This is a genomic window from Micromonospora sp. HM134, from assembly GCF_007833915.1.
In the GTDB taxonomy this organism is placed as follows: Bacteria; Actinomycetota; Actinomycetes; order Mycobacteriales; family Micromonosporaceae; genus Micromonospora; species Micromonospora wenchangensis.
In genome coordinates, this window is the sequence record NZ_CP041061.1 from 4,836,323 (window position 1) to 4,861,477 (window position 25,155).

The window sequence follows — 25,155 nt, forward strand, 5'->3', positions numbered from 1 at the left end:
TCCCGCCGGCCCGTCAGAGCGGGCTGCGGACGAAGGTCTGTTCGCTGCGTGAACCGTCGGCATCCGTCCTGATCACGAGCCGGTCGGCGGTGCAGCGGTAGGTTCCGCCGAAGTCCTCCGGCGGCCCGGTCAGCGGCAGTTCCCGGTCGTCGACCCGCAGCACCCGGTCGCTGGCGGCGACCTGGTCACGTTGGGCGTACCGGCCGGCCCCGGCCGACCACCGGTAGGTGACGGTGCCGCGCTGCACGCTGCGGACGGTGTGCCCGTTGAGGGTCCCCTCGGCGACGAACAGGTCGTACAGGTCGGTCGCGGTGCCGTCCACCCGGTAGGCGGTGGCGTGGCCGCCCGCCGCCCCGGTGGACAACTCGACGGCGGTGTCGGCGGTGAGGCCGGCCATCCTGCCCAGCGGCGAATCGGCCGCGACGGGCAGGTGGGTCCGGCCGGCCGCGAGCCGCCACACCCCCACCAGGCAGGGGTCGTGCTCCCGGGCCGGCGGTGGCCGGCGGCCGGTGGCCACGACCGCCCCGCCGGTCACCAGAAGCAGCGCCACCACGGCCGTCGACCACCAGCGACGCCGGCCCGCCACCGCGAGCCCGGCCGTCACGGCGGACCCGACGGCGGCACCGAGCGCCGCCACCACCGGTGCGACGACCAGGGCGTGGGTGAGGACCCGAACGGCGGTGTCGGGATCGACGGCAAGGGCGCAGCCGGGCGCACCGGCCACACACGACAGCAGCACGTCGGCGACCAGCACGGCCGGCGTCAGCAGCGCCCCCGCCGTGAGGGCGGCCAGCAGGCCGTGCGGCAGCGACAGCCGCCGGGTGGCGACCGCCGCCACGGCGACGCCCAGCTCGACGAACGTGACCGGCAACAGGGTGTGGCTGGTGACCAGGGTCGCCGCGGTGGCCGTCGCCAGCCCGGGGTCACGCACCGCCGCGCCGACGCCGAGGGGCACCAGCGGCAGCACCAGCGCGCCGACCACCCCGGCGGTCACGCCCAGCCGCAGCGCCCGCCGGGTGGCGCCCCGGCCGGCCAGGACCGGAAACAGCGCCGCGAGCAGCAGCAACACGATCAGGTACGGGGCCGAGGCGGCGGTGATCCGCAGGTAGAAGGCGATCATGTCCAGCAGGGTCAGCGGGGTCGCCGCCCCGACGCCCTCGCGGGCGGCGACCAGGCGCAGCATGCTCCACCCGTCGTCGACGGCCCCGGCGTCGAGGATCAGCAGCATCGCCACGTACCCGGCGGTGAGCACCGACGTGGCCAGGGTCGCGCCGGCCCACGCCCACCGGGTCCGGCGCACCGCCGACGGGACGAGCCACCGCAGGTGGGCCCGCGCGCCGTCGGCCACCCACCGGCCCAGCAGCGCGCCACCGGCGATCCACAGCACGGCGAGCAGCGCCTCGACCCACCAGGCCCGCAGGTCGTCGGCGTACGCCACCCGCCAGGCCAGGCGACGGCCGACGAGCAGGCCGCAGGCCAGCGCCGCGCCGAACACCACGCCGGAGGTGGCCCGGCTGCCGGTGTGCCGGGCCCACCAGGCGGCGCGCCACAGCGCCCCGGTGACGACCAGGGCGAGCGGCACCCCGAGCAGGATGCCGGTGACGAAGGCACTGCCGGTGACCGGGTCGGTGCCCGGCAGGACGGCGGGCAGGCTGGTCGTCAGGTCCCGCAGCGACGGTGCGGCGATACCGGCGGCGAGGCCGGCCCCGAGCGCCTCGACCGGGCGGGCGGTGAACCGGCGGCCCGGATCGTCGAGGGTGTCGGCGCGGGCCCGGGCCAGGGGGTGGAACCGGAACACCGCGCCGAGGCGGGCCCACCGCCCGGTCCGCCGGTGGTCGGCGGCGAGCAACGACCGGACGGTCGCGGCGTCGGCGGCGGTGAGCCGGGCGTCGGCGGTGAACTCCCGGGCCCGCAGCACCGACCATGCCGACACCTGCACGATCAGCGCGAACGCGGCGAGCCGCCAGGAGTCGGCGAGCAGGTGCCGGCCGGCGCCGGAGCGCAGGTAGGTGACCGTGACGGGGACGAGCACCCCGAGGGGGAACGCCCACGCCTGGGCGATGGTCAGCCGGGTGAGGTGGATGTCGGCGTTGCGGACGTGGGCCAGTTCGTGCAGGACGACGGCGCGGAACACCCCGGGCGCCACCCGGTGGGTGTGCACCAGGCCCAGGTCCAGCCGGACGTACCGCCACGGGCCGGCGCCGAAGGTGTTGCCGCTGATCCGCGCGGACCGGGACACCACGAACGTCGGCGGCCGGCGCAGCCCGGCCTGGCGGACCAGCTCGGCCAGGTCGGCCCGCAGCGCCTCGGTGCCGGGGACGCGGTCGAGACGGCGCAGGCCGCGCAGCCGGCACTCGCACCAGGGTGCGACGAGATAGGCCAGCGCGGTCACCGCCGCGAGCACGGCGAGCCCCACGAGCATCTGGCGGACCACGTCCGCTCCGAGGCCGGCGGTGCAGCGTCGGATGGCGGCCAGGCCCGTCTCGTCGACCGCGCCGGTCCGGACGTCGACCGGGAACGGCCGGGCCCGCAGCACGTCGCTCACGCACTGCGCGCGGGCCCGGGTCGCGTCGCCGTCGACGAGGACCGTCGACCAGCCGAACATGCTCGTGCCGACGACCGCGGTGACCGCGGCCACGAACCGGCCGAGCGTCGTCGAGGGCAGCGCGGGCGTCGGCGCGGCGGCCGGGGCGGTGGGCGTGCGGGTGCCCTCAGCCACCGTCGACATCGGTTCCGGGGGCGTCGTCGCCGGTGGTGCCGAACCGCCGGGCGAACGCGTCGCGTACAGCGTCGCGCAGCAGGGCGACCTGGTCCTCGGTGAGCGCCCAGCGGGGGTCGCGGGCGGCGGCGGTGACCGCCTCCTCGATCCGCAGCAGCTGTCCCGGCCGCAGCCGCACCACGGGCGGTGGCGCGGGCAGTGCCCGGTCGCGGCGGCCACGCCACCGCCGACCGAGGCCGCGCAGGCCGCCGCGGACCGCCTCGGCGGCCTGGTCGCGGACGCCATCGCGCAGCGCCTCCAGCGCGATCCCGGTGAGCACCAGCAGGTACGGCAGGAGCGGTTCGACCACCGTCTCGAAGCCGCCGCCGCCGGCCTCGCCGCCGCCGACCCGGGTCAGCCCGGCCGGGTCACGCCGCCAGTGGCCGGGGCGGCGGTGGTACTCGGGGGTGAGGAGGGCCAGCAGCGGCTCCTCGTCGGGGGCGACCGCCCGCACGGCCGACCGGACCAGGTCGTCGACGGTCGTGTCCCGGCCGGTCGGCGGCGACGTGCTGCGGGTCATCGGGCCTCCGACGGTGCTCGACGCGGTCTGCGCGGTCACCGTACGCGGGCCGGCCGCCGGTCGCGGTCGGCAACCGGACAGTCCACCCCGGCCGTCGGGCGTCGGCCGTGGGTGCGCCGGTCAGGCCCGGACCCGGCGGGCCGAGCGGGGTGCGGGGCGGGTGGGTCGGCCGACCCGGGTGACGTGCAGCAGGCGCTGCGGCGCGACGTCGAGCAGCGCACCGAGCGCCGTCCGGGTGGTGGGGACGTCGATGAGCTGGCTCAGCGGGTGGGCGGCCAGGCCCGCCGTGTGCAGGGTCAGCCAGGCCCGCAGCAGCACCCGTCCGAACTCGACCTGGCCGGGCGGGTCGAGGTGCTCCGGGGCGAGCAGGACCAGCACGGTGCCGCCGCGGGCGAGGGGGTCGTCGGCGGCGGCGAGCAGCCGGGGCAGGCCCAGCGGACGCAGCACCGGGTACCCGGCCAGTGCCGCGCGCAGCCCGACGGCGGCGGGACGCGACAGGGTGAGGCACCTGTCGGTGAGCCCGTCGGCGTGGTAGCCCGGATGTGTCGGGTCCAGCCGCAGCCAGTGCCGCAGTTCCGCGACGACCGCCGGGTCGGCGTACTGCCGGCGGTCGGCGGTGCGCAGCAGGGTGCCGAGCCGGCCGGCGTCCGGCACGGCCCGCACGCCGCCGCCGGCAGGGCGGGCGACCGCGTCCAGCGCGGCGCGGGTGTCCGGGCCCACCGCCCCGGCGAGGACGCCCCGGTGGGTGCGGCGTTCCCACACGTCGGTGGTGCGGAACGGCGTCGGGTGACGCTCGGGCGCGGGGCGCAGCAGCCCCACCCACCGGTGGTGTTCGTCGTGGTCGGCGACGTACTCCAGCCGCAGGCCGGCGTCGGCCGCGACGATCAGGCAGGTTTCGACGAACGCGCCGAGGGACAGCCGCAGGTCCCGGCCGGTGGGGTCGCCGACGGGCAGGGTGTGGGCGGGGTCCCAGCCGATCCGGATCGCGTCGGGTTCGTAGCGCAGCCGCCACGGCTGGGTGTTGTGCGCGCTCGGTGCCCGCCAACACCACGGTTCGAGGGCGCGGAACGCGTCGTGGTCCATCAGCGCTCCCTGGCGTAGAAGGTGTACCCGTGCAGCGGGCGACCGCCGAGGCGGCGGTACTGGGCGGCCGAGGCGGCGTTGTCCCGCCCGACGTAGGTGCTGCGCAGTGTGGTGTAGCCGCCGGTGTACAGGTTGCGGTGCAGGTGGGTGGAGAGCAGCCGTTGGTAGCCGCGTCCCTGGTGCTGCGGGAGCACCCCCTTGACGATCAGCACGGCCTCCCGGCGGTAGCGGCGGCGGGCGGCCAGCAACCGGGCCTGGTTGAGCAGGTGCAGGTCGCCCCGGACGGCGATCAGGAACTCTGAGATGTCGGGTACGCATAGCACGAACGCCACCGGTTCGCCGTCGCGGGTCAGGTAGAGCAGCAGCGACTCGTCCAGCAGGTACGCCAGCCCGTCGGTCTGCCGCCGTAGCTGCGCGGCGGAGATCGGCGTGTAGTAGCCGAGCTGGGCGAAGGAGGCGTTGAGCATTCCGCGTAGCAGGTCGAGCTGTTCGTCGAGGCGGCGGACGTCGCCCCGGTGCAGTGCGATCCGCGCGCCGTCCGGGTCGACGTGCACGGGCGGGACCGGCTCCGGCGGGGCGGGCACGGGGCAGATCCAGGTGTCGGCCTCGAACCGGCGGACGAACCCGGACGCCTCGTAGGCGGTCGCGTACCACGGCGGGTTCCAGGCGCTGTCGACGAAGCCCCGCTCGGCGTGCCCGGAGGTGATCACGCCGCCGGCCTGGTTGGGGAGCAGCGCCACCGGGCCGAACATCAGGTCCCGGTCGGTGCCGGCGTGCGCGGTGATCGCGTCGAACAGCGGCTGCGCCGCCGGCTCGGTGAACTCGGTGAGCCCGAAGAGCTGGCACCGGCGGCCGAGCTTGGCGTCGAAGTCCGCGTCGGTGTGCAGGGTGGTCCGGCCGACGACCGTGCCGGCGGCGTCGCGCAGCAGGTACAGCGGTACGCCGTCGCGCCACCAGCGGCGGATCTGCTGGCGGGGGGTGGGCACGTGGCGGGGTTCGCCGACGTAGAGGCGGTCGCCGAAGGCCAGGAACTGCCGCAGGCCGCGCCGGTCGGTGACCCGGGTGAACCGGTGCCGGGCGGGGCTCATCGGCGTACCGCCGGCCCGGTCGTCTCCGCGCCCAGCGGGGTGAAGGTGGCGATGTGACCCATCTCGGGGCCCTCGGCCCGCCAGGTGCCGTTGGAGTAGCCGTCGGGGCTGGCGGTGTAGAGCCGGATGAAGCCGGCGGTGGCGTTGCGGGTGCCGTCGGTCAGCCAGACCATCAGCCGGCGGTGGTGCCGGGTACGGGCGAAACGCAGCATCGCGTCGCGGTCGGTGAAGAACGCGATGGTGCCGAGGGTCAGCGGGAACTGCCAGTAGACGGTGTGCCAGCAGTAGCCGTTCATCCGGCGCATGTCGCGCAGCATCCGGAACCAGGAGGGGGCGAGCCGCAGCAGCACCAGCGGGTTGGTGTAGCGGGTGCCGCCGATGAACATGGCGCCGGCGCGGGCCTGCGCGGGGGCTCGGGAGAAGTCACGGGTACGCATGGTCACCTCACCAGGTAGCTGTTCTTGATCTTCTGTTGCCCGGCGAACGGGCCGGTGCCGGGGGTGTGCAGCTCGACCCGCAGGTCCCCGGCGGTGGAGTCCTCCACCAGGGACTGCGCGAAGTCGCGGGAGACCGAGGTCAGGTGCCGGCGTACGCCGAGCCGGCACGCGTCGGCGAGCGCGGCGCGTTGCGCGGCGGCCAGCGGGCGGCGCAGTTCGAGGTGGATCACCGGCCGGCTCTCCAGCGTCGCGTCCTCGACCAGCGCCAGGCAGAACCGGCTGATCTCGGCGGCGTACGGGTTGCCGACGTAGAGGCCGTACTCGACGTCCTGCGGGTAGAGGTTCGCGCCGAGGTAGGAGATGGTGGAGTCGCTGCGACCGAAGAGCAGCAGCAGCGGCAGGGTCATCCGCTCGGCGGCGAGCGCGGTGCGCAGTTCGGCCCGGCGTACCGGGTCGGCGCAGACCAGGTCGACGGCCCGCCGGTACGGCACGAGCAGCGCCTCGTCCCCGACGTTGTACCGCAGCCGGGGCTGGAGCACGTCGCCGCCGGTGACCGTGCAGAGCAGTTCCCGTCGCTCGTTGGTCTCCAGGTAGGTGGCGAACGGGTTGTACTGGAACACCATCGGCAGCCGTTGCTCGTCGGTGCCGAGCAGGGCGTCGCGCAGCCCCCGGTCGGTCTGCAGACGCCTGCGCAGCCACACCGTGAAGCGGGTCTCCGCGCCGATGCCGATGCTCAGGTCCGACGCCCCGTACGCCGACCGGACGAGGGTGAAGCGTTGCTCCAGGTAGTCGCGCAGCGCCTCGGTCATCCCCTCCCCGCCGCAGCTGGCCGCGACGCGGTAGCGCGACCAGGGGAAACCCTCGGCGTCGAGCCGGTCGCGCAGGTGTTTGAGGAACGGCGGGTAGGCGGTCACCAGGTAGTCGAATTCGGGCCCGAACTCCCGCAGCGTGTCGATGATCTTCCCGAGGTCGGGGCCGGTGTTCTTCACCACCGCGATCCGGGCCATCGCCGCGCCGGTGGTCGTCCCGGTGGCCCAGGCGCCCATCGAGTAGGCGTTGATGACGAACGGTCGGCGCATCGGGAATACCAGCCCGGTGTAGCCGGCGATGTCCCGGTGCACGGCGCGCAGTTCCCGTTCGCTGCGCGGCCAGTTGAACGGCTGCCCGGCCGAGCCGGCCGACTCGTCGACGACCACCCCCCGGGTGGGCAGCCGCCCGTGCCGGCACCGGGCGGCGGCGTCGTGCGCCGTCACATAGCTGCGCTTGTCGGTCTCGGGGAAGTCGGTGAGCCGGCGGCGTACGCCCGCCGGGCGGGCTTGCAGGAAGGCGCGGTAGGCGGGGACCTGCCGGGCGGCCCGCGCGCACACCGTCCGGGCGTGCGCGGCGGCCAGCCCGTCGAGCACCGGGTGGTGCCGCCGGGCCGTCCAGCGCCAGCCGGCGGGGTGCCGGGCGGCGAGCCGGCCCAGCGCGGCCACCGCGCGGCCGAGGGCCCCCAGGCCGACCTGCCGGCCGTGCGCCACCACGGCCGGCAACGGCGATTCGACGGTACGCAGGGCGACGGGTCGGTGCGGTAGCTCGGCCATGCCGACCACTCTGTCCGGGCCGGCGCGCCGGGTCCTGAGGCCGGGTGCGGTGGATACCTGAGTATTCCTACTCGGTCGGCCGGCCCGGCCTGGCCGTGCCGGGGTGTTCCCGGCACGGCCAGGCCGGCAGGGGTCAGCCGGTGGGCCGGCCGAACCAGCGGGTCAGGTGGTCGTCCAGGTCGGCCCGGTCGTCGCCGAGCCAGGCGACGTGACCGTCGGGGCGCAGCAGGACGCAGGGGGCGTCCAGGGCCGCCGTGGGGTCGGCGAGGTGGTCGACCCGGTCGGCCCAGCCGGCGACGCCGAGCCGGCCGGTGCGGTCCAGCAGCAGGCCCCGGCCGTGGCGCAGCCGGTCGTAGAGGCGACCCGATCGCAGGTCGAGGTCACGCAGCCGCCGGCCGAGCAGGTCGGGTCCCGGGCCGAGGTCGTAGCGGACGCCGATCCCGGTGATCTTCTCGGTCAGGTGGCGGTTCACCGCGTCGAGGCCGACCAGTTCGGTGAGCAGCCGGCGTACCGCCGCCGGGCCGGGTCCGGTGGACAGCAGTTCCGTCTGGGCGCGGGTGTTGTCCAGCACGTCCGCGGCGACCGGGCGGCGTTCGTCCTGGTAGGTGTCCAGCAGGGTGACCGGTGCCCAGCCCCGGATCTGGGCGGCCAGTTTCCAGCCGAGGTTGACCGCGTCCTGCACGCCGAGGTTGAGGCCCTGCCCGCCGATGGGCGGATGGATGTGCGCCGCGTCGCCGGCCAGCAGCACCCGCCCCACCCGGTAGGCGTCGGCGAGCCGGGTGGCGTCGCCGAAGCGGGACAGCCAGCGCGGGGAGTGCACCCCGAAGTCGGTGCCGGCGACGGCGCGCAACTGCTGTCGGACGTCGGCGATGGTGGGTGGCACCGTACGGTCGGCGACCCCGGCGGCGGGGACGACGACGCGGCAGGACCCGCCGCCGAAGGGGGTGAGGCTGAAGCGTCTGTCGACCTCCCCGAGCCCGGCCAGCGTGGCCGCGATCTCCTCGGGCGACATGCCGACCGCCATCTCCCCCATCAGCGTCTCGGTCCGGGTGGGCTCCCCGGGGAAGCCGACCCCGAGCAGCTTGCGCACGGTGCTGCGGCCGCCGTCGCAGCCGACGAGGTAGCGGGCCCGCAGCCGGTGCCCGTCGGCCAGGGTGACACGCACCCCCGCGTCGTCCTGGTCGAGGCCCACCACCGGCGTGCCGTGGCGGACCTGCGCCCCGAGGCCGGTCGCGTGCTCGTCGAGCAGCCGCACCACGACCGGCTGCGGGATGCCCAGCAGGTAGGGGTGGGCGGTGTCCAGGCCGGGGGGCGGGGGCGCGGCGATGGCGGCGAAGAAGCCGGCGGCGGGTCGTCGCCGGCCGTGTTCGTGCAGGCGGTCGAGCAGCCCCCGCATCGCCATCAGCTCGATGGTGCGCACGTGCAGGCCGACGATCCGCACCATCGACGGGGGTTCGGTCTCCCGCTCCAGGACGAGCACCCGGATGTCGTGCAGGCGTAGTTCGGCGGCGAGCATCGCGCCGGTCGGGCCGCAGCCGACGATGATCACGTCGGCGTCCCGGGGCAGCGGACCGGTGCCGGCCGGTGGCGGAAGGTCGGGGCCGGGGTCGCCGACCGGGGTGGGCACGGTCGGGTCGACGGGCGAGGGGGTGGGGAACTGCGGCCGGGACACGGGGAGCCTTTCGGGAGAGCCTGGCGGTGGGGCACTCCCGGGCGACGGCTACGTCGGTCGCCCGACCGTGACGGGACGGGGGAGCACCCACATCGGTACGACGTTCACGGGGTCTCACCTCCTCGGGCGGTGCGGACGGGGCAGCGGCAAGGTACGCGTCGGATCGGCGGCCTGTCCAGCGCGTTTCCGCCGACGGGCACTCCGGGGTTTCGAATGTTTCGGCGTCCGCCCGGTCAGCGGCGGACCCGTCCGCGCGCCATCCCCCCGCCGGCCCCGGCCCGCCTCGCGTCCACCTGCGCGAACCTGCTCCCCGCCGGATCGCCAACCCCGGAGAGGTTTCCGGAACATTTCCGAAAGTTGTTGACAGTATGGTCGACCGGTATCGATACTGACCCTTCGATAGGCATACACATGCATCGATTATTGAAGTCGTGTACCGAGGAGGGTCCGTGGGCAGCAGCCTGAGGCGACGCAGGATAGTGAGCAGAACAGCCTTGCCGGCGGCGGTGTTGCTACTGGTCGGCGGCGCGGTGGCGGTCCAGTCCGGCACCCCGGCCGCCGCCGCCGAGACCACGCTGCGGGCCGCGGCGGCCAAGGCCGGTCTGTTCTTCGGCACCGCGTCCTCACCGAACCGGCTCTACCCGATCCTCGCCCAGGAATTCGGCCAGCTGACCCCCGAGAACGACATGAAGCCCGACCGGATCGCCACGTCGAGCGGTGGGCTGCAGAACACCAGCGGCGCGGACCAGCTGGTCAACCACGCGCAGAGCAACGGCATGCTGGTCCGGGGGCACACGCTGGTGTGGCACTCCCAGGCCGGCGCGCTCCAGGGGGCCAGCCAGGCCACGCTGAACACCTTCATCGGCAACGCCATCAACCGCTGGGGCAGCAAGATCGCCTACTGGGACGTGGTCAACGAGTCGCTGGAGGACAACAACACCGGCCGCCGCCGCAACCAGTGGCCGCACACCATGAACCGGGACGCCAACGGCGACGGCGACTTCTTCGACGCCGGGGACACCGACGTCATCCGGGACTCGTTCATCCGGGCCAAGCAGGTCGTGCAGGCCGGCGGATACTCCACCAAGCTCTGCATCAACGACTACGACGTCGAGGGGCTGACCGTCCAGGGCGGTGGCCCGAACCGCAAGGCCAACGCGCTGTACGACATCGTGCGGACCTACCGCCAGTACATCGACTGCGTCGGGTTCCAGTCGCACTTCAACGACAACCCGAACAGCATCATCAGCAACGACCTCCAGGCCAACATCCAACGCTTCGCCGACCTCGGCGTCGAGGTGCACCTGTCCGAGGTGGACATCGACGACGACCTGAGCAACAACGACATCGGCACCGGCCAGGCGGAGAACTACCGCAAGGTCGTCCGGGCCTGCCTGAACGTCGCGAAGTGCACCGGCATCACCGTCTGGGGCATCTCCGACAGCGAGTCGTGGCGCTCCTCCGAGCGGGGCCTGCTGTTCACCGGCGGCAACGGCAGCTACCAGAAGAAGGCGGCGTACTACGCCGTCCTCGACGAGCTGAACAAGGGCCGGGGCACGACCCCGCCGACCACCACGCCACCGCCCACCACGCCACCGCCGACCACCCCGCCGCCCACCACCCCGCCGCCGACGACGCCGCCCCCCACCACCCCGCCGCCGACGACTCCCCCGCCTACCACGCCGCCGCCGACGACCGGCTGCACGGCCACGGTGTCGTTGAACTCCTGGACCGGCGGTTTCGTCGCCACCGTCCGGGTGACCGCCGGCAGCGCGCCGATCCGGGGCTGGAACGTCCAGCTCACCCTGCCGTCGGGCGCCGCGGTCACCAGCGTGTGGAACGCCAACCGCACCGGCACCAGCGGTAGCGTCCAGTTCAGCAACGTCAACTACAACGGCTCGGTCGCCGCCGGCCAGTACACCGAGTTCGGCTTCCAGGGCACCGGGTCCGCCGGCGGCCTGACCCCGGTCTGCACCGCCTCCTGAACACCGCCTGTCCCGGGTGGGCGCGGGCCGCCCGCCCGGGACAGGGGGCGGAAGCGGCTTCTGACGGCGCGGGGACGACCCGGCGGGTGACCGCCGCGTCGTCCCCGCGACCCGGTGGTCCGCCGGCCGGTCCGGTCGCCCGGCGGCAGGCTAGGTTGCACGGATGAGTCTCCTCGATGAGGTCGCGCAGCGGGACGGTTGGCGATGCTGGGTGTGCGACGAGCCGGTCGACGCCGACATGTCGGTGAACCACGCGCGTGGCCCCAGCGTCGACAGCCGCACCGCCGACCGGAAGGCCAAGGTCGTGGAGCGGCTCGCCCACCGCGCCTGCAACAGCCGCAAGGGGGCAGTCAAGGTCGTCATCGCCTGGCCGGATCACCTGCACGTGGTGGAGCCCGCGCCGCTGATCACCGTCGCCGAGCGGCTCTCCCGCAAGGCGGGCCGTGAGGTGGTCGCCCGCTGTCCGCGCCGCAGGGACGCCCAGGAGACGGCGGACTGGCTGGTCGACCGGTTCTCCCGGCTGGTGCCCGGACTGCCGGTGACCGCCAGCGTCGAGGAGGGCGGCGGGCAGTATCTCGTCGCCCTGACCAGCGGTCGTCGCTGACGGCGGGGGGCTCGGCACTCCCCCGGACGTCGGGCTCAGCGGGGCAGGGCGTCGCCTCCCGCCGACCCCGGGGCCGTCGCCATGGCCGTCGGCCAGCGCAGGTCGACCCCCCGCCGCGCCAGCTCGGACTGGAAGTCCTCAAGCGACTTCGCGCTGTCGCGGACCCCGTGCGGCGGGATCTGCCGGTCCAGGCAGTACGCGGCCAACGCGCCGGCGGCCTCCCCGATCGACCACTCGGCCGGGTGCACCCGGTAGCAGCCGTTGGTGATGTGGGTGGTGCCGACGGCCTTGCCGGCGGCGATCACGTTGGTGACCCGCTCGGGCAGCAACGCCCCCAGCGGGATCTCGAACGGGTGCGCCGCCACGTCGAGGTAGCCGTCGCCGCCGGTCGTCGGGTGCAGGTCGATCCGGTAGTGGCCGGTGCCGACCGTGTCGGGATAGTGGACCGCACCGGCGGCCCCACGCACCGCGACCGACAGGTCCTGCTCGGTCGGCGTGGTCACCGCCACCAACCGGCGGGCCTCCCGGATGTACGGCGCCTGCGCGAAGCCGTCGGCGGTGCCGGTCACGTCGGGGCGCAGCCGCAGGCCGGGGAAACCGGTGCCGCCGTCCGGGCGGGGCGCCTCGGTCTGCAACCAGTACAGGAACGCGTGGCTGGCCTCCCTGGCCCGCCGGACGTGCCGCGCGGCGTCCGGCACGTCGAACAGCGGCCCGTCCAGGTAGTCGTTCATCGGCCAGTTGACCAGCGTCACGTCGCTGGCGAACAGGCCGGGCCGGAACGCCTGCCGGTCGATGACCCGCCGGTACGTCCACAGCTCCGGCGCCATCAGGCCCTCCTCCATCGAGGTCGCCGTCGAGCGGGGGTTGGGGGTGAACCGGCCGGTGACCGGGCGACCCGTGCGCGGATCGGGGTAGGTCCAGCTGAACAGCGGGCCCGGCCAGCCGGGCGCCGTCCGGGTCCGCCAGTGGTCGTAGTCGGCAGGCCGGTCCACCGTGTGGTCGCCGTCGACATGGTCGAGGGCGAAGCAGACGGTGGCCGCCTGCATGTTCAGCGGGGCGGGCCGGTCCGGGGCGCTCGGTTCGCCGGTCTGCGCCTGCGACTCGGTGCCGGTGCGGTGCTCGATGCCGGCCAGGGCCAGCAGCTCACCGGTCTCGCTAGCCTCCAGGACGAGGCTAGCGCCGAGGTGGCGCAGCGTGCCGTCGGCGAGTCGGACGGTCAGGGTGGTCACCGTGTCCCCGTCGGTGTGGGCCCGCTCGACCTGCGCCCGGGTGTGCACGGTCAGCCGCCCCGCCGCCCGCCAGGGGGCGGTCATGGCCTGGAGCACCGCCAGCGCCGCCCGGGGCTCGTGACACAGTGGACTGACCCAGCCGTTGCCCGGGTTGAGTGGCCGGGTGGACTCGTCGGACGCCAGCGGGTACCAGGTCCGGTAGTGGTCGCGTACCGCCTGCCGGAACCGGCGGTAGCTGGCCGTCGAGCCGTGCGTCTCGATCCACGGGTGTTCGTCCGGCGGCACCGCCTGCGAGGTGAGCTGTCCCCCGATCCACCCGTACGGCTCGATCACGACGACCCGGGCGCCGCCCTCGCAGGCGGCCAGCGCGGCGGCGATCCCGCCCACGCCCCCGCCGACCACCAGGACGTCGGTGTGCTGCTCCGCCGGGGTGGTACGCATCAGTCCGCCTCGCCTCGTCGTGCCGTCAGGGAGAAGTGGTAACGGTCGCCCCGGTAGAGCGACACCGCGCGTTCGACGGCCCGGCCGCGTCCGTCGTAGCCGATCCGGCGTACCTCGAGCAGCGCCGCCGAGGGCGGGATCTCCAGCAGGTCGCACTGCCGGCGGGTGGGCACCACGGCGGCGATCATCTGCTGGGCCACGGTGACCTGGACGTGGTACCGGTCCTTCATGATCCCGTAGAGCCCGTTGTCGAGGTTCTCGACCAGCAGCCCGGGGAACAGGTCGGCCGGCAGGTGCACCTCTTCGAGGCACATCGGTGCGCCGTCGGCGAGCCGGAGCCGCTCCACCCGGTAGAGCAGTGACCCCTCGGGCAGGCCGAGTTCGGAGGCCGTCGCGTCGCGGGCGACCATCGCGTCCGCGACGATCAGCTTGCTGCTCGGCAGCAGGCCCCGGGCCAGCATGTCCTCGGTGAACCCGCTGAGGCTGGTGCCCTTGGCGATCCGGGTGTCCGAGACGAAGGTGCCCTGCCCCCGGATGGTGTAGACCAGGCCGGCGTCGAGCAGTTCGCGCAGCGCCTGGCGCAGCGTCGTCCGGCTCACGCCGAGTTCCTCGGCGAGGTCCCGTTCGCGGGGCAGGGCCGAGTGCGCCGGCAGGCCCGCGACGCGGTGCCGGAGTTCGGTGCGGATCTGGCTCAGTTTGGTGGTCATCACGAGTCCAACCGGGGATGCGGGCAGGCCTGCGCGAACCTGCGCGTGGTGTTGACCGGGTCCGAGATGGCGGTGCCGACGACGACTGCCCATGCGCCCTCGTCGAACGCCGCCGCGACCTGGGTACGGGTACGGTATCGCCCCTCCGCGATGACCGGAACCGGACAATGTCGACTGAGCGTCCCCACCAGGGTGATGTCCGGTCCGTCCGGGACGGGGCCGGTGACGTATCCGGACAGCGTGGTGCCGACCAGGTCGGCACCGGCGTCGACGGCGGCCATGGCCGCGTCCAGGCTGTCGACGTCGGCCATGAACAGCGCCCCGCCGGCGTGGGTCGCCGCGACGAGGTCGGACAGCTTCTCCCCGCCGGGCCGGGGCCGGCCGGTGGCGTCGGCCGCGACGATCTGCGCCCCGGCACCGGTCAGCGCGGTCACGTCGGCCTCGGTCGGGGTGATGTAGACCGGGCTGCCGGGGGTGTGCCGCTTGACCAGCCCGACCACCGGCACCCCGAGATCGACCATGCCCCGCACGTGGTCCACGCCCTGCCCCCGCAGCCCGGCGGCGCCGCCGAGCACGGCCGCGGCCGCCATCGCCATCATGTGTCCGGTGTCCCGGAACGGGCTGCGGCCCTGGGCCTGGCAGGAGACGACCAGGCGTCCACGGATGGCATCGGCCACGTTCATCGGTGTTCTGCCTTTGCGTCGAAGTCGGTCTGGACGGTGAGTGCGGCGAACGGGCCGGGCGGTGCGTCGGCCAGGGCCAGCGCACCGGCGAGCGGGTCCCCGGCGGCCGGCACCGGCTGCGCCGCGGGCGCCGCGGCGCGCAGCGCCGTGGTGAACGACGGCCAGAGCAGGTCGGTGGCCCGGAAGACCCCGCCGGTGCCGGCGACCGGGACCGGGGCCGCACCGAGGCCGGCCCGGAACAGCGCCCCGGCCACCGACTCGGCGAGCAGTTCGCCGGCCCGGCACCAGATCCGTCCGGCGTCGTCGTCGCCGGCGCGGGCCAGGTCGGCGACCGTGGCGGCGAAGCCCGCGACCCGTTCCGGGGTCGGCGGGTCGGCCCGCCAGCGGGCCGGCAGCGTCTCGACCGGCCCCCAGGCGGCGGTCACCGCGTCGGCGAGCCGGCCGGGCGCGGCCCGGTCCCGGTCGCGCAGGGCGAGCCGGATCGCGGTCCGGCCGATCCAGTGTCCCGAGCCCCGGTCGCCGAGGTCGGCGCCCCAGCCGTCGGAGCGGGCGGTCCGGCCGGCGGCGTCGGCGGCGAGGGCCACCGCGCCGGTGCCGGCGGCGACGACCGCGCCGGCGACCGGGCCGAGGGCACCGAGGTAGGCGGTCACGCTGTCGTCGGCGACCCGCAGCCGCCCGGCCCGACCGAGGGTGCTCAGCCCGGCCCGCAGGGCGTCGGTCGCCGGGGGCCGGCCGTTGAGCCCGGTCATGCCGACGCCGACCAGCACCGTCGGGTCCGGGCCGAGCGGGCCCAGGTCGGCCAGCGCGCCGGCCACCGCCTCGGCGATCCGGGCGTCGGCGTCACCGGCCCAGAAGCCCGGGGTCTCGGCGTGCCCGGTCGACCGGCCGTGCCGGGCCACCGCACGGCAGCCGCCCTGGCCCAGGTCGACCCCGACCCGGACGGCTTCGACGCCGCTCACCGGGTCACCGCCGGGTGCGACGGTGCGCTGTCGGCCAGGCTGGCCTCGGCGTAGTGGCAGGCGACCTCGCGTCCGGCGACCGTGCGCAGTTCCGGTTCGACCTCGGCGCAGCGCGGCTGGGCGAGGCGGCACCGGGTCCGGAAGCGGCAGCCGGACGGTGGCGAGGCCGGGGACGGCACCTCGCCGGTGAGCAGGATGCGTTCGGCCGGCGGGCTCGCCCAGGGGCGGGGCACCGGGGCCGCCGAGATCAGTGCCCGGGTGTACGGGTGGGCCGGGGTGTCGTACACCGTCGCCGCCGGGCCGGTCTCCACGATCCGGCCCAGGTACATCACCGCGAGGTCGTCGCTGATGTGCCGGACCACCGACAGGTCGTGCGCGATGAACAGGTAGCCGAGCCCCAGGTCGGCCCGCAGGTCGGCGAGGAGGTTGAGGGTCTGCGCCTGGACCGACACGTCCAGCGCGCTGACCGGCTCGTCGCAGACCAGGATCCGGGGCGACATGGCCAGGGCGCGGGCGATGCCGACCCGCTGGCGTTGACCGCCGGACAGCTGGTGCGGATACCGGTCGGCGAGTTCGGCGGCGAGACCGACCCGGGCCAGCAGGTCGGCGGTGCGGGCCGGCCACTGGTCGCGGGGGACGGAACCGCGGTGCACCCGCCACCCCTCGGTGACGATGAAGGACACCTTCTTGCGGGGGTTCAACGACGAGTACGGGTCCTGGTAGACCATCTGGATCTCGGCGGTCAGCCGGCGTCGGCGGGCCGCGTCGGCGGTGTCGACCCGTTCGCCGGCGTACCAGATCTCGCCGCCGGTCGGTCGGCGCAGGCCGACGATGGCCCGGGCCAGGGTGGACTTGCCGCAGCCGGACTCGCCGACCAGGCCCAGGGTGCGGCCGGTGGTGACGGTCAGGCTGAGCCGTTCCACCGCGTGCACGGCCGCCGACCGGTGCAGCAGACCGCCGTGGGTCGGATAGCTGACCCGGAGCTGCCGGACCTCAAGCCGCGTCTGCGACGTCGACACCGGCCATCACCTCCTCGGCGTAGTGGCAGGCCGCCTCGTGGCCGGCGGCGACGGTGCGCAGGGTCGGCCGGTCGGTGCGGCAGGCGCTGCGGGCGACCGGGCACCGGGGGTGGAACGGGCAGCCGGCCGGCGTCGCCAGTGGCGACGGCGGCATCCCCTCGATCGGCGTCAGCCGCTCGCCGGGGCGGTCGGGGGCGGGGACCGAGGCCATCAACCCCCGGGTGTACGGGTGGGCCGGGGCGTCGTACACGGTGCGCAGCGGGCCCGACTCGACGACCGTGCCGGCGTACATGACGGCGACCCGGTCGGCCACGTCGGCGACCACCCCGAGGTCGTGGGTGATGAGGATCATCGACATCCCGTCGGCCTCGCGCAGTTCGCGCAGCAGGTCCATGATCTGCGCCTGCACCGTCACGTCCAGCGCGGTGGTCGGCTCGTCGGCGATGAGCAGCCGGGGGCGCAGGGCGAGGGCCATCGCGATCACCACCCGCTGGCGCATCCCGCCGGAGAACTGGTGGGGGTAGTCGTGGGCCCGACGGGCGGCGTTCGGGATGCCGACCCGTTCCAGGCCGGCGACCGCGCGCCGCCAGGCCTCCCGGCGTGAGGTGCGCTGCCGGACCCGGAACAGTTCGGCGATCTGCTGGCCGACCCGGACCACCGGGTTGAGCGCGGTCAACGAGTCCTGGAAGACCATCGCCATCTCGGTGGCGGACAATTCGCGGGTACGCCGTACCGGCAGCGCGGAGATCTCCTCGCCGTCGTAGCGGATGGTGCCGCGTTCGATCGTGGCGCTGTGCCGGGGCAGCAGCGCCATCACCGCGCGGACGGTGACCGACTTACCGGACCCGGACTCCCCCAGGATCGCCAGGGTCTCGCCCCTGCCGACGGAGAACGAGACGCCGTTGAGCGCCCGGTAGGCGCCGAGCGGGCCGTCGAACGAGACGACGAGATCGTCGACCGTCAACAGGGGACGGGGGGTGTGCGGTGGTGCGACCATCGGGTCCTCCGGGTCCGGTTCTCGGGTCAGCGCAGCGACACGCCGGCGAAGTCGGGCAGGTCGTTCGGGGTCGGGGTGAACCCCTCGACGTTGCCGCGCAGCACGACGTTGCCGTTGAGGTCGAGCGGGAAGATGCCCACCGCCTGGTCCCAGACGATCTTGCCGGCCTGGGCGTACAGGGTGGCCCGCTTGTCCTGGTCGAGTTCGGCGCGGGCGGCGAGCAGGATGCGGTCCAGTTCCGGGTTGGCGTAGCCGTTGCGCTTGGCGGTCGACAGATACAGCCGGGCCAGGGTGAAGTCGGCGTCGCCGGTGACCGTGCTGCCGGTGGTCATCGTGCTGTCCCAGTCGAGCTTGAGCAGCTTGTCCAGCCAGGTGGCCCGTTCCAGTTCCTGGGGCTTGACCACGATGCCGACCTTGGCCCAGTCGCTGATCATCGCGTCGGCGAAGGAGTTGCCGTTGGTGCAGCAGCCGCTGCTCCACATCATCGTGGTGCTGAACCCGTCCGGGTAGCCGGCCTCGGTGAGCAACTGCCGGGCCCGGTCCGGATCGTAGGCGTACGGGTTCTGGCCGGCGGCGCCGAACACGGCCTCCGGCAGCGGGCCGGTGGCCGGGGTCCCGGCCTGGTCGAACAGCGACTTGCTGATCTTCGCGAAGTCGACCGCGTGCCACATGGCCTGCCGGACCCGCGCGTCGGTGAACGGCTTGCGGGAGCTGTTGAACCAGATGTAGTAGTTGGCGTACGTCGGGAACGACCGGACGGTCAGGTCCTTGTTGTCCCGCAGCCCGGTCAGCTGGTCCGGCGGCAGGCCCCAGGTCACGTCGATCTCGTTGTTCGACAGCGCCGTCACCCGGCCGGACACCTCGGGGATGTAGCGGTAGGAGATGCTGGTCAGCTTCGGCCGGTCGCCCCGGTAGTTGTCGTTGCGGACCAGGTTCACGCTCTGGCCGGCGGTGAACGACGAGACCTTGAACGGGCCGGTGCCGTACGGGGCGTCGAAGAACGCGTTGTCGCCGAGCTTGGCGGCGGGGGCGATCCAGAGCAGGGTGAGGTTGCTCAGCACGGTGCCGAGCTGGCTCGTGGTGTGGATGGTCAGGGTGCGCTCGTCGGGGGTGCGGATGTCGTCGACGGTGGCCCACAGCCCGGCCAGCGGCCCCTTGCCGTCGATCAGCGCCCGGAGCGACGCCTTGGCGTCGGCGCTGGTCATCGGCGTCCCGTCGGCGAAGGTGACGCCGCTGCGCAGCACGAACTGCCAGGTCAGCGGGTCGGGGTTGGTCCAGCTCTCGGCGAGCTTCGGGGCGATCTTCCCGTCCTCGCGGACCACGAGGGTCTCGAAGACCTCCTGGACGACGGTGAGGGTGGGTTGGTCCGCCGAGTTCGCGGCGAACGGGTTCAACGAGACCACCGGGGTCGGGTTGGCTACCCGCAGGGTGGTGACGCCGCCGCCGTCACCGGCGGGGTCGTCGGAGCCGAAGGAGCACGCGGTCAGTCCGAGTACGCCGGCGAGGGCCAACGCACCGAGTCGGATGGTCGAAGATCTCATGTCTTCCCATTTCGCTGACGGGTTACCGGGTGGAGAGGTTCGGATCGGAGCGGTCCCGTAGTTCGTCGCCGAGCACGCCGACGCAGACCACGAAGACGGCCAGGACCAGGCCTGGCAGGGTGGCGATCCACCAGGCGCTGGCCAGGTAGTCGCGGCCGTTGGCGATGGTGGTGCCCCAGCTCGGCGTGCCGGCCGGGATGCCCAGGGACAGGAAGCTCAGCGACGCCTCGGCGACGATGACGAATCCGAGCTGGACGGTGGCGATGACCAGCAACGGGCTGGCCACCGCGGGGAGCACGCAGTGCCGTACGACGTGCCACGGCCCGGCGCCGAGGGTGCGGGCCGCGTTGGCGAAGTCCCGGGAGCGGGTCGCCATGGTCTGCGCGCGGGCGACCCGCGCGAAGATCGGCCAGGTGGTGATGGACAGGGTGAGTACGACGTTGGTGACGCTGGAACCGAGCACGCCGGCGACGAAGACGGCGAGCAGGATGGACGGGAAGGCCAGTTGGATGTCGGCCAGCCGCATGACTGTCGCGTCCACCACCCCGCCGAGGTAGCCGCAGAGGATGCCGACCGCAGCGCCCACCGTTCCGGCCAGCAGCAGGGTCGCCGCGCCGACCAGCAACGAGATCCGGGCGCCCTGCATGATCTGGGGTAGCAGGTCCCGGCCGACCTGGTCGGTGCCGAGCAGGGCCAGGCCGCCGTCGGACATCCGGCTGCCCGGCGGGAGCAGCCGGTCGGCGACGGAGGTCGCGATCGGGTCGTACCGGGCGATCAGCGGCCCGATCACCCCGGCGACCAGGTAGGCGGCGATCACCCCGAGGGGGAGCCACAGGCGCAGCCGGCGACGTCGGCGGCGGGGTGGGGCGGCCGGCGGGGTCGACGTCGCGTCGGGCGGACCGCCGTCGGTGGGCACGAGCGGGGCGCCGAGCACGGCCGGGCCGGGTACGCCGTCGGACACGGTGGTCACCTCTCAGACGCTCTCGCGGACCCGGGGGTCCAGCCGGACGTACAGCAGGTCGACGAGCAGGTTGATGACGATGAAGATCACCGCGACGGTGATCACGCAGGCCTGCACGACCGAGTAGTCGCGGGCGGCGATGGCGTCGGTCATCAGTCGCCCCACCCCCGGCCAGGCGAAGACGGTCTCGACGATCACCGCGCCGCCGAGCAGGCTGCCGAACTCCAGGCCGGCCACGGTGACGACGGGGATCAGCATGTTGCGCATGGCGTGCCAGCCGACGACCCGGGTCTCGGACAGGCCCTTGGCCCGGGCGGTGACCACGTAGTCCTCGTGCAGCACGTCGAGCAGCCCGGAACGCACCAGCCGCAGCACCACGCTGAGCAGCGGCAGGGCCAGCGTCACCGCCGGCATGACCATCGCGGCCGGGGACGCGGCACCGGAGCTGGGCAGCAGGTGCAGGAACCGGGAGAAGACCAGGATCAGCATGATGCCGACCCAGAACGTCGGCAGGGACTGGGTGAGCATCGACAGCACCGAGACCACCCGGTCCACGACGCCGTTGGGTCGGGTCGCCGCCAGGGTGCCCAGGGCGAACCCGAGGACCAGGGCGATGGCGAAGGCGGTCAGCGCCAGGGCGGCGGTCGCCGACAGGTGGGTGAGCACCAGGTTCGTCGCGGCGTCGTGCAGCCGGAACGACTCACCGAAGTCGAGGGTGGCGGCCCGCCGGAGGAACTGGACGTACTGGACGGGCAGCGAGGCGTCGAGCCCGTACTCCCGGCGCAGCGCCTCGACGGCCGACTGGTCGGCGTCCGGGCCGAGCACCGCGGTCGCCGGGTCGCCGGAGACCGCCCGCATCGCGAAGAAGACCACCGTCGCCGCGCCGAACAGGACCAGTACCGAGATCGCGAGGCGACGCAGCGCGTACCGCAGCATCCCGGACCCCTCAGTTGCCGGGCGGCGGGTCGCCGGCCAGCGCCGCCTCGATGTCCTCGACGACGGCGACGGCCGCGCGGCCCTCCTCGCCGCTGACCGGTGTCGGCCCGCCGGTGAGCGCGGCGTCGACGAAGGCCTCCAGCTCGGTACGCAGGTTGTAGGCGCCGCCGCCGTCCCGACTGGGCCAGAAGTACGTGTCCATGAAGCTGGCCACGCCGTCGCGGCGGGCGTACAGCAGGTCGTTGTGCGAGAGGTTCATTTCGAGGATGCCGTGCTCGCCGACGATCCGCAGACCGGCGTCGGCCCGCGACGGCCGGGAGTGCGGCAGCGTCCAGTTGTTCTCCATCGTGCCGATGGCCCCGTCGGCGAAGCGGACCGTGGCGTGCACGACATCGTGGCTGGGCGAGAGCACCTTGCGGCCGACCGCGCCGGTGACCTCGACGTCGTGGCCGGTCACGAACCGCAGCAGGTCGGCGTCGTGGATGCCGAGGAACCAGGCGACCGAGGTCCGGTCCCAGATTCCCTCCCCGACCGCCTGCGAGGTGCACCGCCACACCTTGACGTGCCAGATGTCGCCGAGTTCGCCGGAGCGCACCACCTCGCGCAGCCGCAGCACCCGGGGGTCGAACCGCAGCACGTGGCCGATCATCAGGGCGTCGGGGTCGGGCCGGCCGGCGATGATCCGGTCGCAACTGGCCGTGGAGAGCGCCATCGGCTTCTCCAGCAGCACCCGCCTGCCCGCCGCGAGCGCGGCGAGGGTCGCGTCCTCGTGCAGGTGGTCCGGCGTGCAGATGCTGACCGCGTCGACCTCGTCGAGGAGGTCGCCGATGTCCGGGACGGCCCGGACGCCGAGGTGGGTCTCGGCCCATTGACGGTTACCCGGCGAGATGTCGGCGACGGCCACCAGTTCGGCCTGCCGGACGTCGCGCAGCGCGCGGGCGTGCAGCTGTCCCTGGACCCCGACTCCGACGACACCGACCCTTAAGCGGTCCACACCCGGCCCCCACTGTTGCGTACCAACGAAAGCTAGATGTGTACCTAGCTGCGATAGTTGTACACCTGCGGTCCGGGTCGCGCAAGACACGAATTCACCTCCGCATCCGGCCTCCGACCTGCGGGATCGACGATCGCCGGTGGCCACCCGCGCGGCGACGGCGCAGCACCACCAGTGCCGCCGACAGCAGCACCACCCCCGCGCCGACGCCGGCCGACAGCCACCGGACCGGCCCCGGCGACGGATCGACCGTGTCGGCGATCCACCCGCCGAGGACGTCGGTACGGGCGCTGAAGTCGGGACCCGGGTGCGGACACCCCGGACCGGTGCTCACCACGGCGACCAGGACGGCCGTACCGTCGGCCCGCTCCCGGAAGTACGGGCCGCCGGAGTCGTGCGGACACGGACTGGTGTCCGTCCGGGGCCGCCGGCCGGAGGTCTCGACGACGTCGGTACCGACCCGACCGACGGTGAACTCGCCGGTCTGGAGCCGCTGCGTCGGCGCGGCGGCGTCGGCGGCCGTCAGCCCGTACCCGGTCAACCGCAGCACCTCGCCCGCCACCGGCGGCACGTCGGCGAGCCCCAGCGGTGCCACACCGGTGATCGCGGTGTCGAGTTCGACCAGGGCCACGTCCGCGCCGTCCGCCTGACGGACCGCGACGACGCCGGCCTCGTAGCCGTCCCGGCCGCCGAGGTCCGTCCGCCCGACCGTGACGGTGGTCCGCCCGGCCACCGTCCGGCCGACCCGCCGGCCGTCCGGGGTACGGAAGCAGTGGCCGGCCGTGATCACCCAGCGCGGGGCGACCAGCGCGCCGGAGCACCAACTGTCCCGGGTGCCACCGCCGGCCGCCGGCAGACCGGTCATGGTCAGCCGGGCGGTGAACCGGTACGCGCCGTCGGCCGCGTCCTCGCCGTGGGCGATCGCCGACGCCGGCCGGGGAGCGACGGGAGCGACGGCAACCACCGTGGCCGTCAGGACGACCATGACACACTGTGTGGCGAGTCGGAGCACGGGTTCACCAGCCTGTACGTACGGGAGCAGGAACGCTGCGATGCTGCGGCCCCGGCCGTCCGGGCGGCGTCAGCGGCGCCCTTATCGGTTCTTTATGCGCCGGGTGCCAGCCTTGCGGGCGGTCCCGGGCACGGGGGAACGACGGGAAGGGGGGCGGCGTGCGGGTGCTGATGGCCGACGACGAGCGGGTGCTGGCCGACATGGTGGCCGAGGGGCTGCGCCGGTTGTCCATGGCCGTCGACGTGGTCTACGACGGCGACAGCGCCCTGGAGCGGCTCGCCGTCAACCGCTACGACGTGGCCGTGCTCGACCGGGACATGCCCGGCCAGAGCGGCGACGAGGTGTGCCGGTGGATCGCCGGCTCCACCACCGGCACCCGGGTGCTGCTGCTGACCGCCGCCGCCGGCATCCGGCAACGCGTCGAGGGTCTCGGCCTGGGCGCGGACGACTACCTCACCAAGCCGTTCGCCTTCGCCGAACTCGTCGCCCGGTTGCAGGCGCTGTCCCGGCGCTCGACTCCGGCGCTGCCCCCGGTGCTGGAACAGGACGGCATCGTGCTGGACGTCACCCGGCACACGGCCACCCGCGACGGGATGCCGCTGTCGCTGTCCCCCAAGGAGTACGCCGTCCTGCACGTGCTGATGCGCGCCGGCGGCCGGCTGGTCAGCGCCGAGGACCTGCTGGAACAGGCGTGGGACGAACACGCCGACCCGTTCACCAACACCGTACGGACCACCGTGATGACCCTGCGCCGCAAGCTCGGGGACCCGCCGGTGATCCACACCGTGCCCCGCGTCGGCTACCGGCTCGGGGCATGAACCTGCCCTCACCGGCCCGGCGGATGCTCCTGGTCGTCGGGGCGCTCCTGCTCGTCGCCCCGTTCGTGACGACGGCCGCCGACATGCTGCTCGCGCTGTGGCGGGAGTTCGGCCCGTCCTGGTGCGCCACCCCCGCGTTGCAGGCCCCGGCGGGCGACGCCCCGTTCGTCTGCGTCCAGGTGTTCCGACGGCCGAGCATCCCCCTGGCGATCGCCGTCACGGTGGTGCTGCTGGCCCTGCTGGCCGCCGCCTACCCGGCCGTCCGCTGGTGCCTGCGCCCGCTGCGGGACCTCGTCCCGGTGATCGCCGACGTCGGGCCGCAGAACCTGGGCCACCGGCTCAGGCCCGGCCCCGGCCGCGACGAGCTGGCCGTCCTCGGCCGCACCATCGACGAGATGATGGACCGGATCGCGGTGGGATACGAGGCGCAGCGCCGGTTCGCCGCCGACGCGTCCCACGAGCTGCGCACCCCGCTCGCCGTCCAGCGCACCCTGATCGAGGTCGGCCTGGCCCGCAGCCTCACCGACGACCAGCTCGCACTGCTCGCCGCGCAACTGCTGGAGACCAACGAACGCAACGAACGGCTGATCGAGGGGCTGCTGGTGCTCAGCGAGAGCGACCGTGGCCTGCTGACCCGCGTCCCGCTGCGGCTCGACCGGATCGTCGCGACGGTGCTCGACGCCCACCGCGGCCGGGCCGAGCAGGCCGGGGTCACGGTCGTCAGCCGGCTGAGCCCCCGGCTGGTCGTCGGTGAGCAGGTGCTGCTGGAACGGCTGGTCGTCAACCTGGTGCAGAACGGCCTCAAGTACAACCGGCCCGACGGCACCCTCACGGTGCGGGTGGGCACCGACCCGGCGCTGGTCGTCGAGAACACCGGCGACGACGTCCCCCCGGACGAGGTCGCCGCCCTGTTCGAGCCGTTCCGACGCCGTTTCGGCAAGCGCATCGACCACAGCGGCGGCGCGGGCCTCGGGCTGGCGATCGCCCGCTCGATCACCCGGGCGCACGAGGGCATCATCACCGCCTCCTCCACCGGCCGCGACGGGCTGCGGGTGCAGGTCACCTTCCCGACGGTGGACACCGGCGCGAACGACGGCTGAACCGCCGCCGACCGGCGGCGCACCGGCC

22 protein-coding genes are annotated in these 25,155 nt (G+C 74.1%); 4 read left to right on the plus strand and 18 right to left on the minus strand.

Annotation, left to right across the window (positions count from 1 at the left end):
* Window positions 1-13: 13 nt before the first annotated feature.
* The 7 genes from FJK98_RS20710 to FJK98_RS20740 all read right to left on the minus strand — a co-directional run bounded on the left by FJK98_RS20710 (window position 14) and on the right by FJK98_RS20740 (window position 8,985).
* Window positions 14-2,719 carry a M48 family metalloprotease gene (locus tag FJK98_RS20710; protein WP_145920507.1) on the minus strand — a complete coding sequence of 902 codons (2,706 nt, stop codon included), beginning with the start codon at window positions 2,717-2,719 and terminating at the stop codon, window positions 14-16.
* The gene (locus tag FJK98_RS20715; protein WP_145920508.1) at window positions 2,712-3,278 is read right to left on the minus strand and encodes a hypothetical protein; all 567 of its coding nucleotides are present in this window, start codon (window positions 3,276-3,278) and stop codon (window positions 2,712-2,714) included. The genes FJK98_RS20710 and FJK98_RS20715 overlap by 8 nt, the downstream gene beginning before the upstream one ends.
* A 120-nt stretch (window positions 3,279-3,398) precedes the next feature.
* Window positions 3,399-4,361, minus strand: a complete 963-nt coding sequence (locus tag FJK98_RS20720; RefSeq protein WP_145920509.1) for a nitroreductase — start codon at window positions 4,359-4,361, stop codon at window positions 3,399-3,401.
* Complete coding sequence (locus FJK98_RS20725; RefSeq protein ID WP_145920510.1) at window positions 4,361-5,449, minus strand: GNAT family N-acetyltransferase; 1,089 nt, start codon at window positions 5,447-5,449, stop codon at window positions 4,361-4,363. The genes FJK98_RS20720 and FJK98_RS20725 overlap by 1 nt, the downstream gene beginning before the upstream one ends.
* Entirely contained in the window at window positions 5,446-5,886 is a 441-nt protein-coding gene (locus FJK98_RS20730) for a DUF4188 domain-containing protein (protein ID WP_145920511.1), read from the minus strand. Before FJK98_RS20730 ends, FJK98_RS20725 begins: the two co-directional genes overlap by 4 nt.
* 2 nt (window positions 5,887-5,888) lie before the next feature.
* Window positions 5,889-7,469: a phenylacetate--CoA ligase family protein gene (locus FJK98_RS20735; RefSeq protein ID WP_145920512.1), complete on the minus strand. Its 1,581-nt coding sequence runs from the start codon at window positions 7,467-7,469 to the stop codon at window positions 5,889-5,891.
* 133 nt (window positions 7,470-7,602) lie between these two features.
* Window positions 7,603-8,985 (minus strand): FAD-dependent monooxygenase, encoded by a 1,383-nt coding sequence (locus tag FJK98_RS20740; RefSeq protein WP_145922900.1) that lies wholly within the window; start codon window positions 8,983-8,985, stop codon window positions 7,603-7,605.
* 635 nt (window positions 8,986-9,620) lie between these two features.
* Here FJK98_RS20740 and FJK98_RS20745 point away from each other — a divergent pair.
* Together FJK98_RS20745 and FJK98_RS20750 are read left to right on the plus strand one after the other, a co-directional pair.
* The gene (locus tag FJK98_RS20745; RefSeq protein ID WP_240762207.1) at window positions 9,621-11,126 is read left to right on the plus strand and encodes an endo-1,4-beta-xylanase; all 1,506 of its coding nucleotides are present in this window, start codon (window positions 9,621-9,623) and stop codon (window positions 11,124-11,126) included.
* A gap of 163 nt (window positions 11,127-11,289) precedes the next feature.
* Entirely contained in the window at window positions 11,290-11,730 is a 441-nt protein-coding gene (locus FJK98_RS20750) for a hypothetical protein (RefSeq protein ID WP_145920514.1), read from the plus strand.
* A 35-nt stretch (window positions 11,731-11,765) separates the two neighbouring features.
* On the opposite strand, the gene FJK98_RS20755 is transcribed toward FJK98_RS20750, so the two are convergent.
* The 11 genes from FJK98_RS20755 to FJK98_RS20805 form a co-directional block, all read right to left on the minus strand.
* Window positions 11,766-13,400 carry an FAD-dependent oxidoreductase gene (locus FJK98_RS20755; protein WP_145920515.1) on the minus strand — a complete coding sequence of 545 codons (1,635 nt, stop codon included), beginning with the start codon at window positions 13,398-13,400 and terminating at the stop codon, window positions 11,766-11,768.
* Window positions 13,400-14,107: a GntR family transcriptional regulator gene (locus FJK98_RS34690; RefSeq protein ID WP_168222521.1), complete on the minus strand. Its 708-nt coding sequence runs from the start codon at window positions 14,105-14,107 to the stop codon at window positions 13,400-13,402. The genes FJK98_RS20755 and FJK98_RS34690 overlap by 1 nt, the downstream gene beginning before the upstream one ends.
* On the minus strand, window positions 14,107-14,790 hold the full coding sequence (locus tag FJK98_RS20765; RefSeq protein ID WP_145920517.1) for an N-acetylmannosamine-6-phosphate 2-epimerase: 684 nt from the start codon (window positions 14,788-14,790) through the stop codon (window positions 14,107-14,109). The genes FJK98_RS34690 and FJK98_RS20765 overlap by 1 nt, the downstream gene beginning before the upstream one ends.
* The gene (locus FJK98_RS20770; RefSeq protein ID WP_168222522.1) at window positions 14,787-15,749 is read right to left on the minus strand and encodes an N-acetylglucosamine kinase; all 963 of its coding nucleotides are present in this window, start codon (window positions 15,747-15,749) and stop codon (window positions 14,787-14,789) included. The genes FJK98_RS20765 and FJK98_RS20770 overlap by 4 nt, the downstream gene beginning before the upstream one ends.
* Window positions 15,746-16,768, minus strand: a complete 1,023-nt coding sequence (locus tag FJK98_RS20775; protein WP_145920518.1) for an ABC transporter ATP-binding protein — start codon at window positions 16,766-16,768, stop codon at window positions 15,746-15,748. Before FJK98_RS20775 ends, FJK98_RS20770 begins: the two co-directional genes overlap by 4 nt.
* Entirely contained in the window at window positions 16,743-17,765 is a 1,023-nt protein-coding gene (locus FJK98_RS20780) for an ABC transporter ATP-binding protein (RefSeq protein WP_145920519.1), read from the minus strand. Before FJK98_RS20780 ends, FJK98_RS20775 begins: the two co-directional genes overlap by 26 nt.
* Before the next feature lie 26 nt (window positions 17,766-17,791).
* On the minus strand, window positions 17,792-19,306 hold the full coding sequence (locus FJK98_RS20785; protein WP_145920520.1) for an ABC transporter substrate-binding protein: 1,515 nt from the start codon (window positions 19,304-19,306) through the stop codon (window positions 17,792-17,794).
* A 22-nt stretch (window positions 19,307-19,328) separates the two neighbouring features.
* Window positions 19,329-20,276 (minus strand): ABC transporter permease, encoded by a 948-nt coding sequence (locus FJK98_RS20790; RefSeq protein ID WP_205789078.1) that lies wholly within the window; start codon window positions 20,274-20,276, stop codon window positions 19,329-19,331.
* A 3-nt stretch (window positions 20,277-20,279) separates the two neighbouring features.
* Window positions 20,280-21,203, minus strand: coding sequence for an ABC transporter permease (locus FJK98_RS20795; protein ID WP_145920521.1), 924 nt, complete (start codon window positions 21,201-21,203; stop codon window positions 20,280-20,282).
* Between the two features lie 10 nt (window positions 21,204-21,213).
* The gene (locus FJK98_RS20800) at window positions 21,214-22,197 is read right to left on the minus strand and encodes a Gfo/Idh/MocA family protein (RefSeq protein WP_145920522.1); all 984 of its coding nucleotides are present in this window, start codon (window positions 22,195-22,197) and stop codon (window positions 21,214-21,216) included.
* Between the two features lie 94 nt (window positions 22,198-22,291).
* The gene (locus FJK98_RS20805; RefSeq protein WP_145920523.1) at window positions 22,292-23,182 is read right to left on the minus strand and encodes a trypsin-like serine protease; all 891 of its coding nucleotides are present in this window, start codon (window positions 23,180-23,182) and stop codon (window positions 22,292-22,294) included.
* 185 nt (window positions 23,183-23,367) lie between these two features.
* Between FJK98_RS20805 and FJK98_RS20810 the strand changes: the two genes are divergently transcribed.
* Window positions 23,368-24,027, plus strand: coding sequence for a response regulator transcription factor (locus tag FJK98_RS20810; RefSeq protein WP_145920524.1), 660 nt, complete (start codon window positions 23,368-23,370; stop codon window positions 24,025-24,027).
* On the plus strand, window positions 24,024-25,127 hold the full coding sequence (locus tag FJK98_RS20815; RefSeq protein ID WP_145920525.1) for a HAMP domain-containing sensor histidine kinase: 1,104 nt from the start codon (window positions 24,024-24,026) through the stop codon (window positions 25,125-25,127). The genes FJK98_RS20810 and FJK98_RS20815 overlap by 4 nt, the downstream gene beginning before the upstream one ends.
* Window positions 25,128-25,155 lie beyond the last annotated feature (28 nt).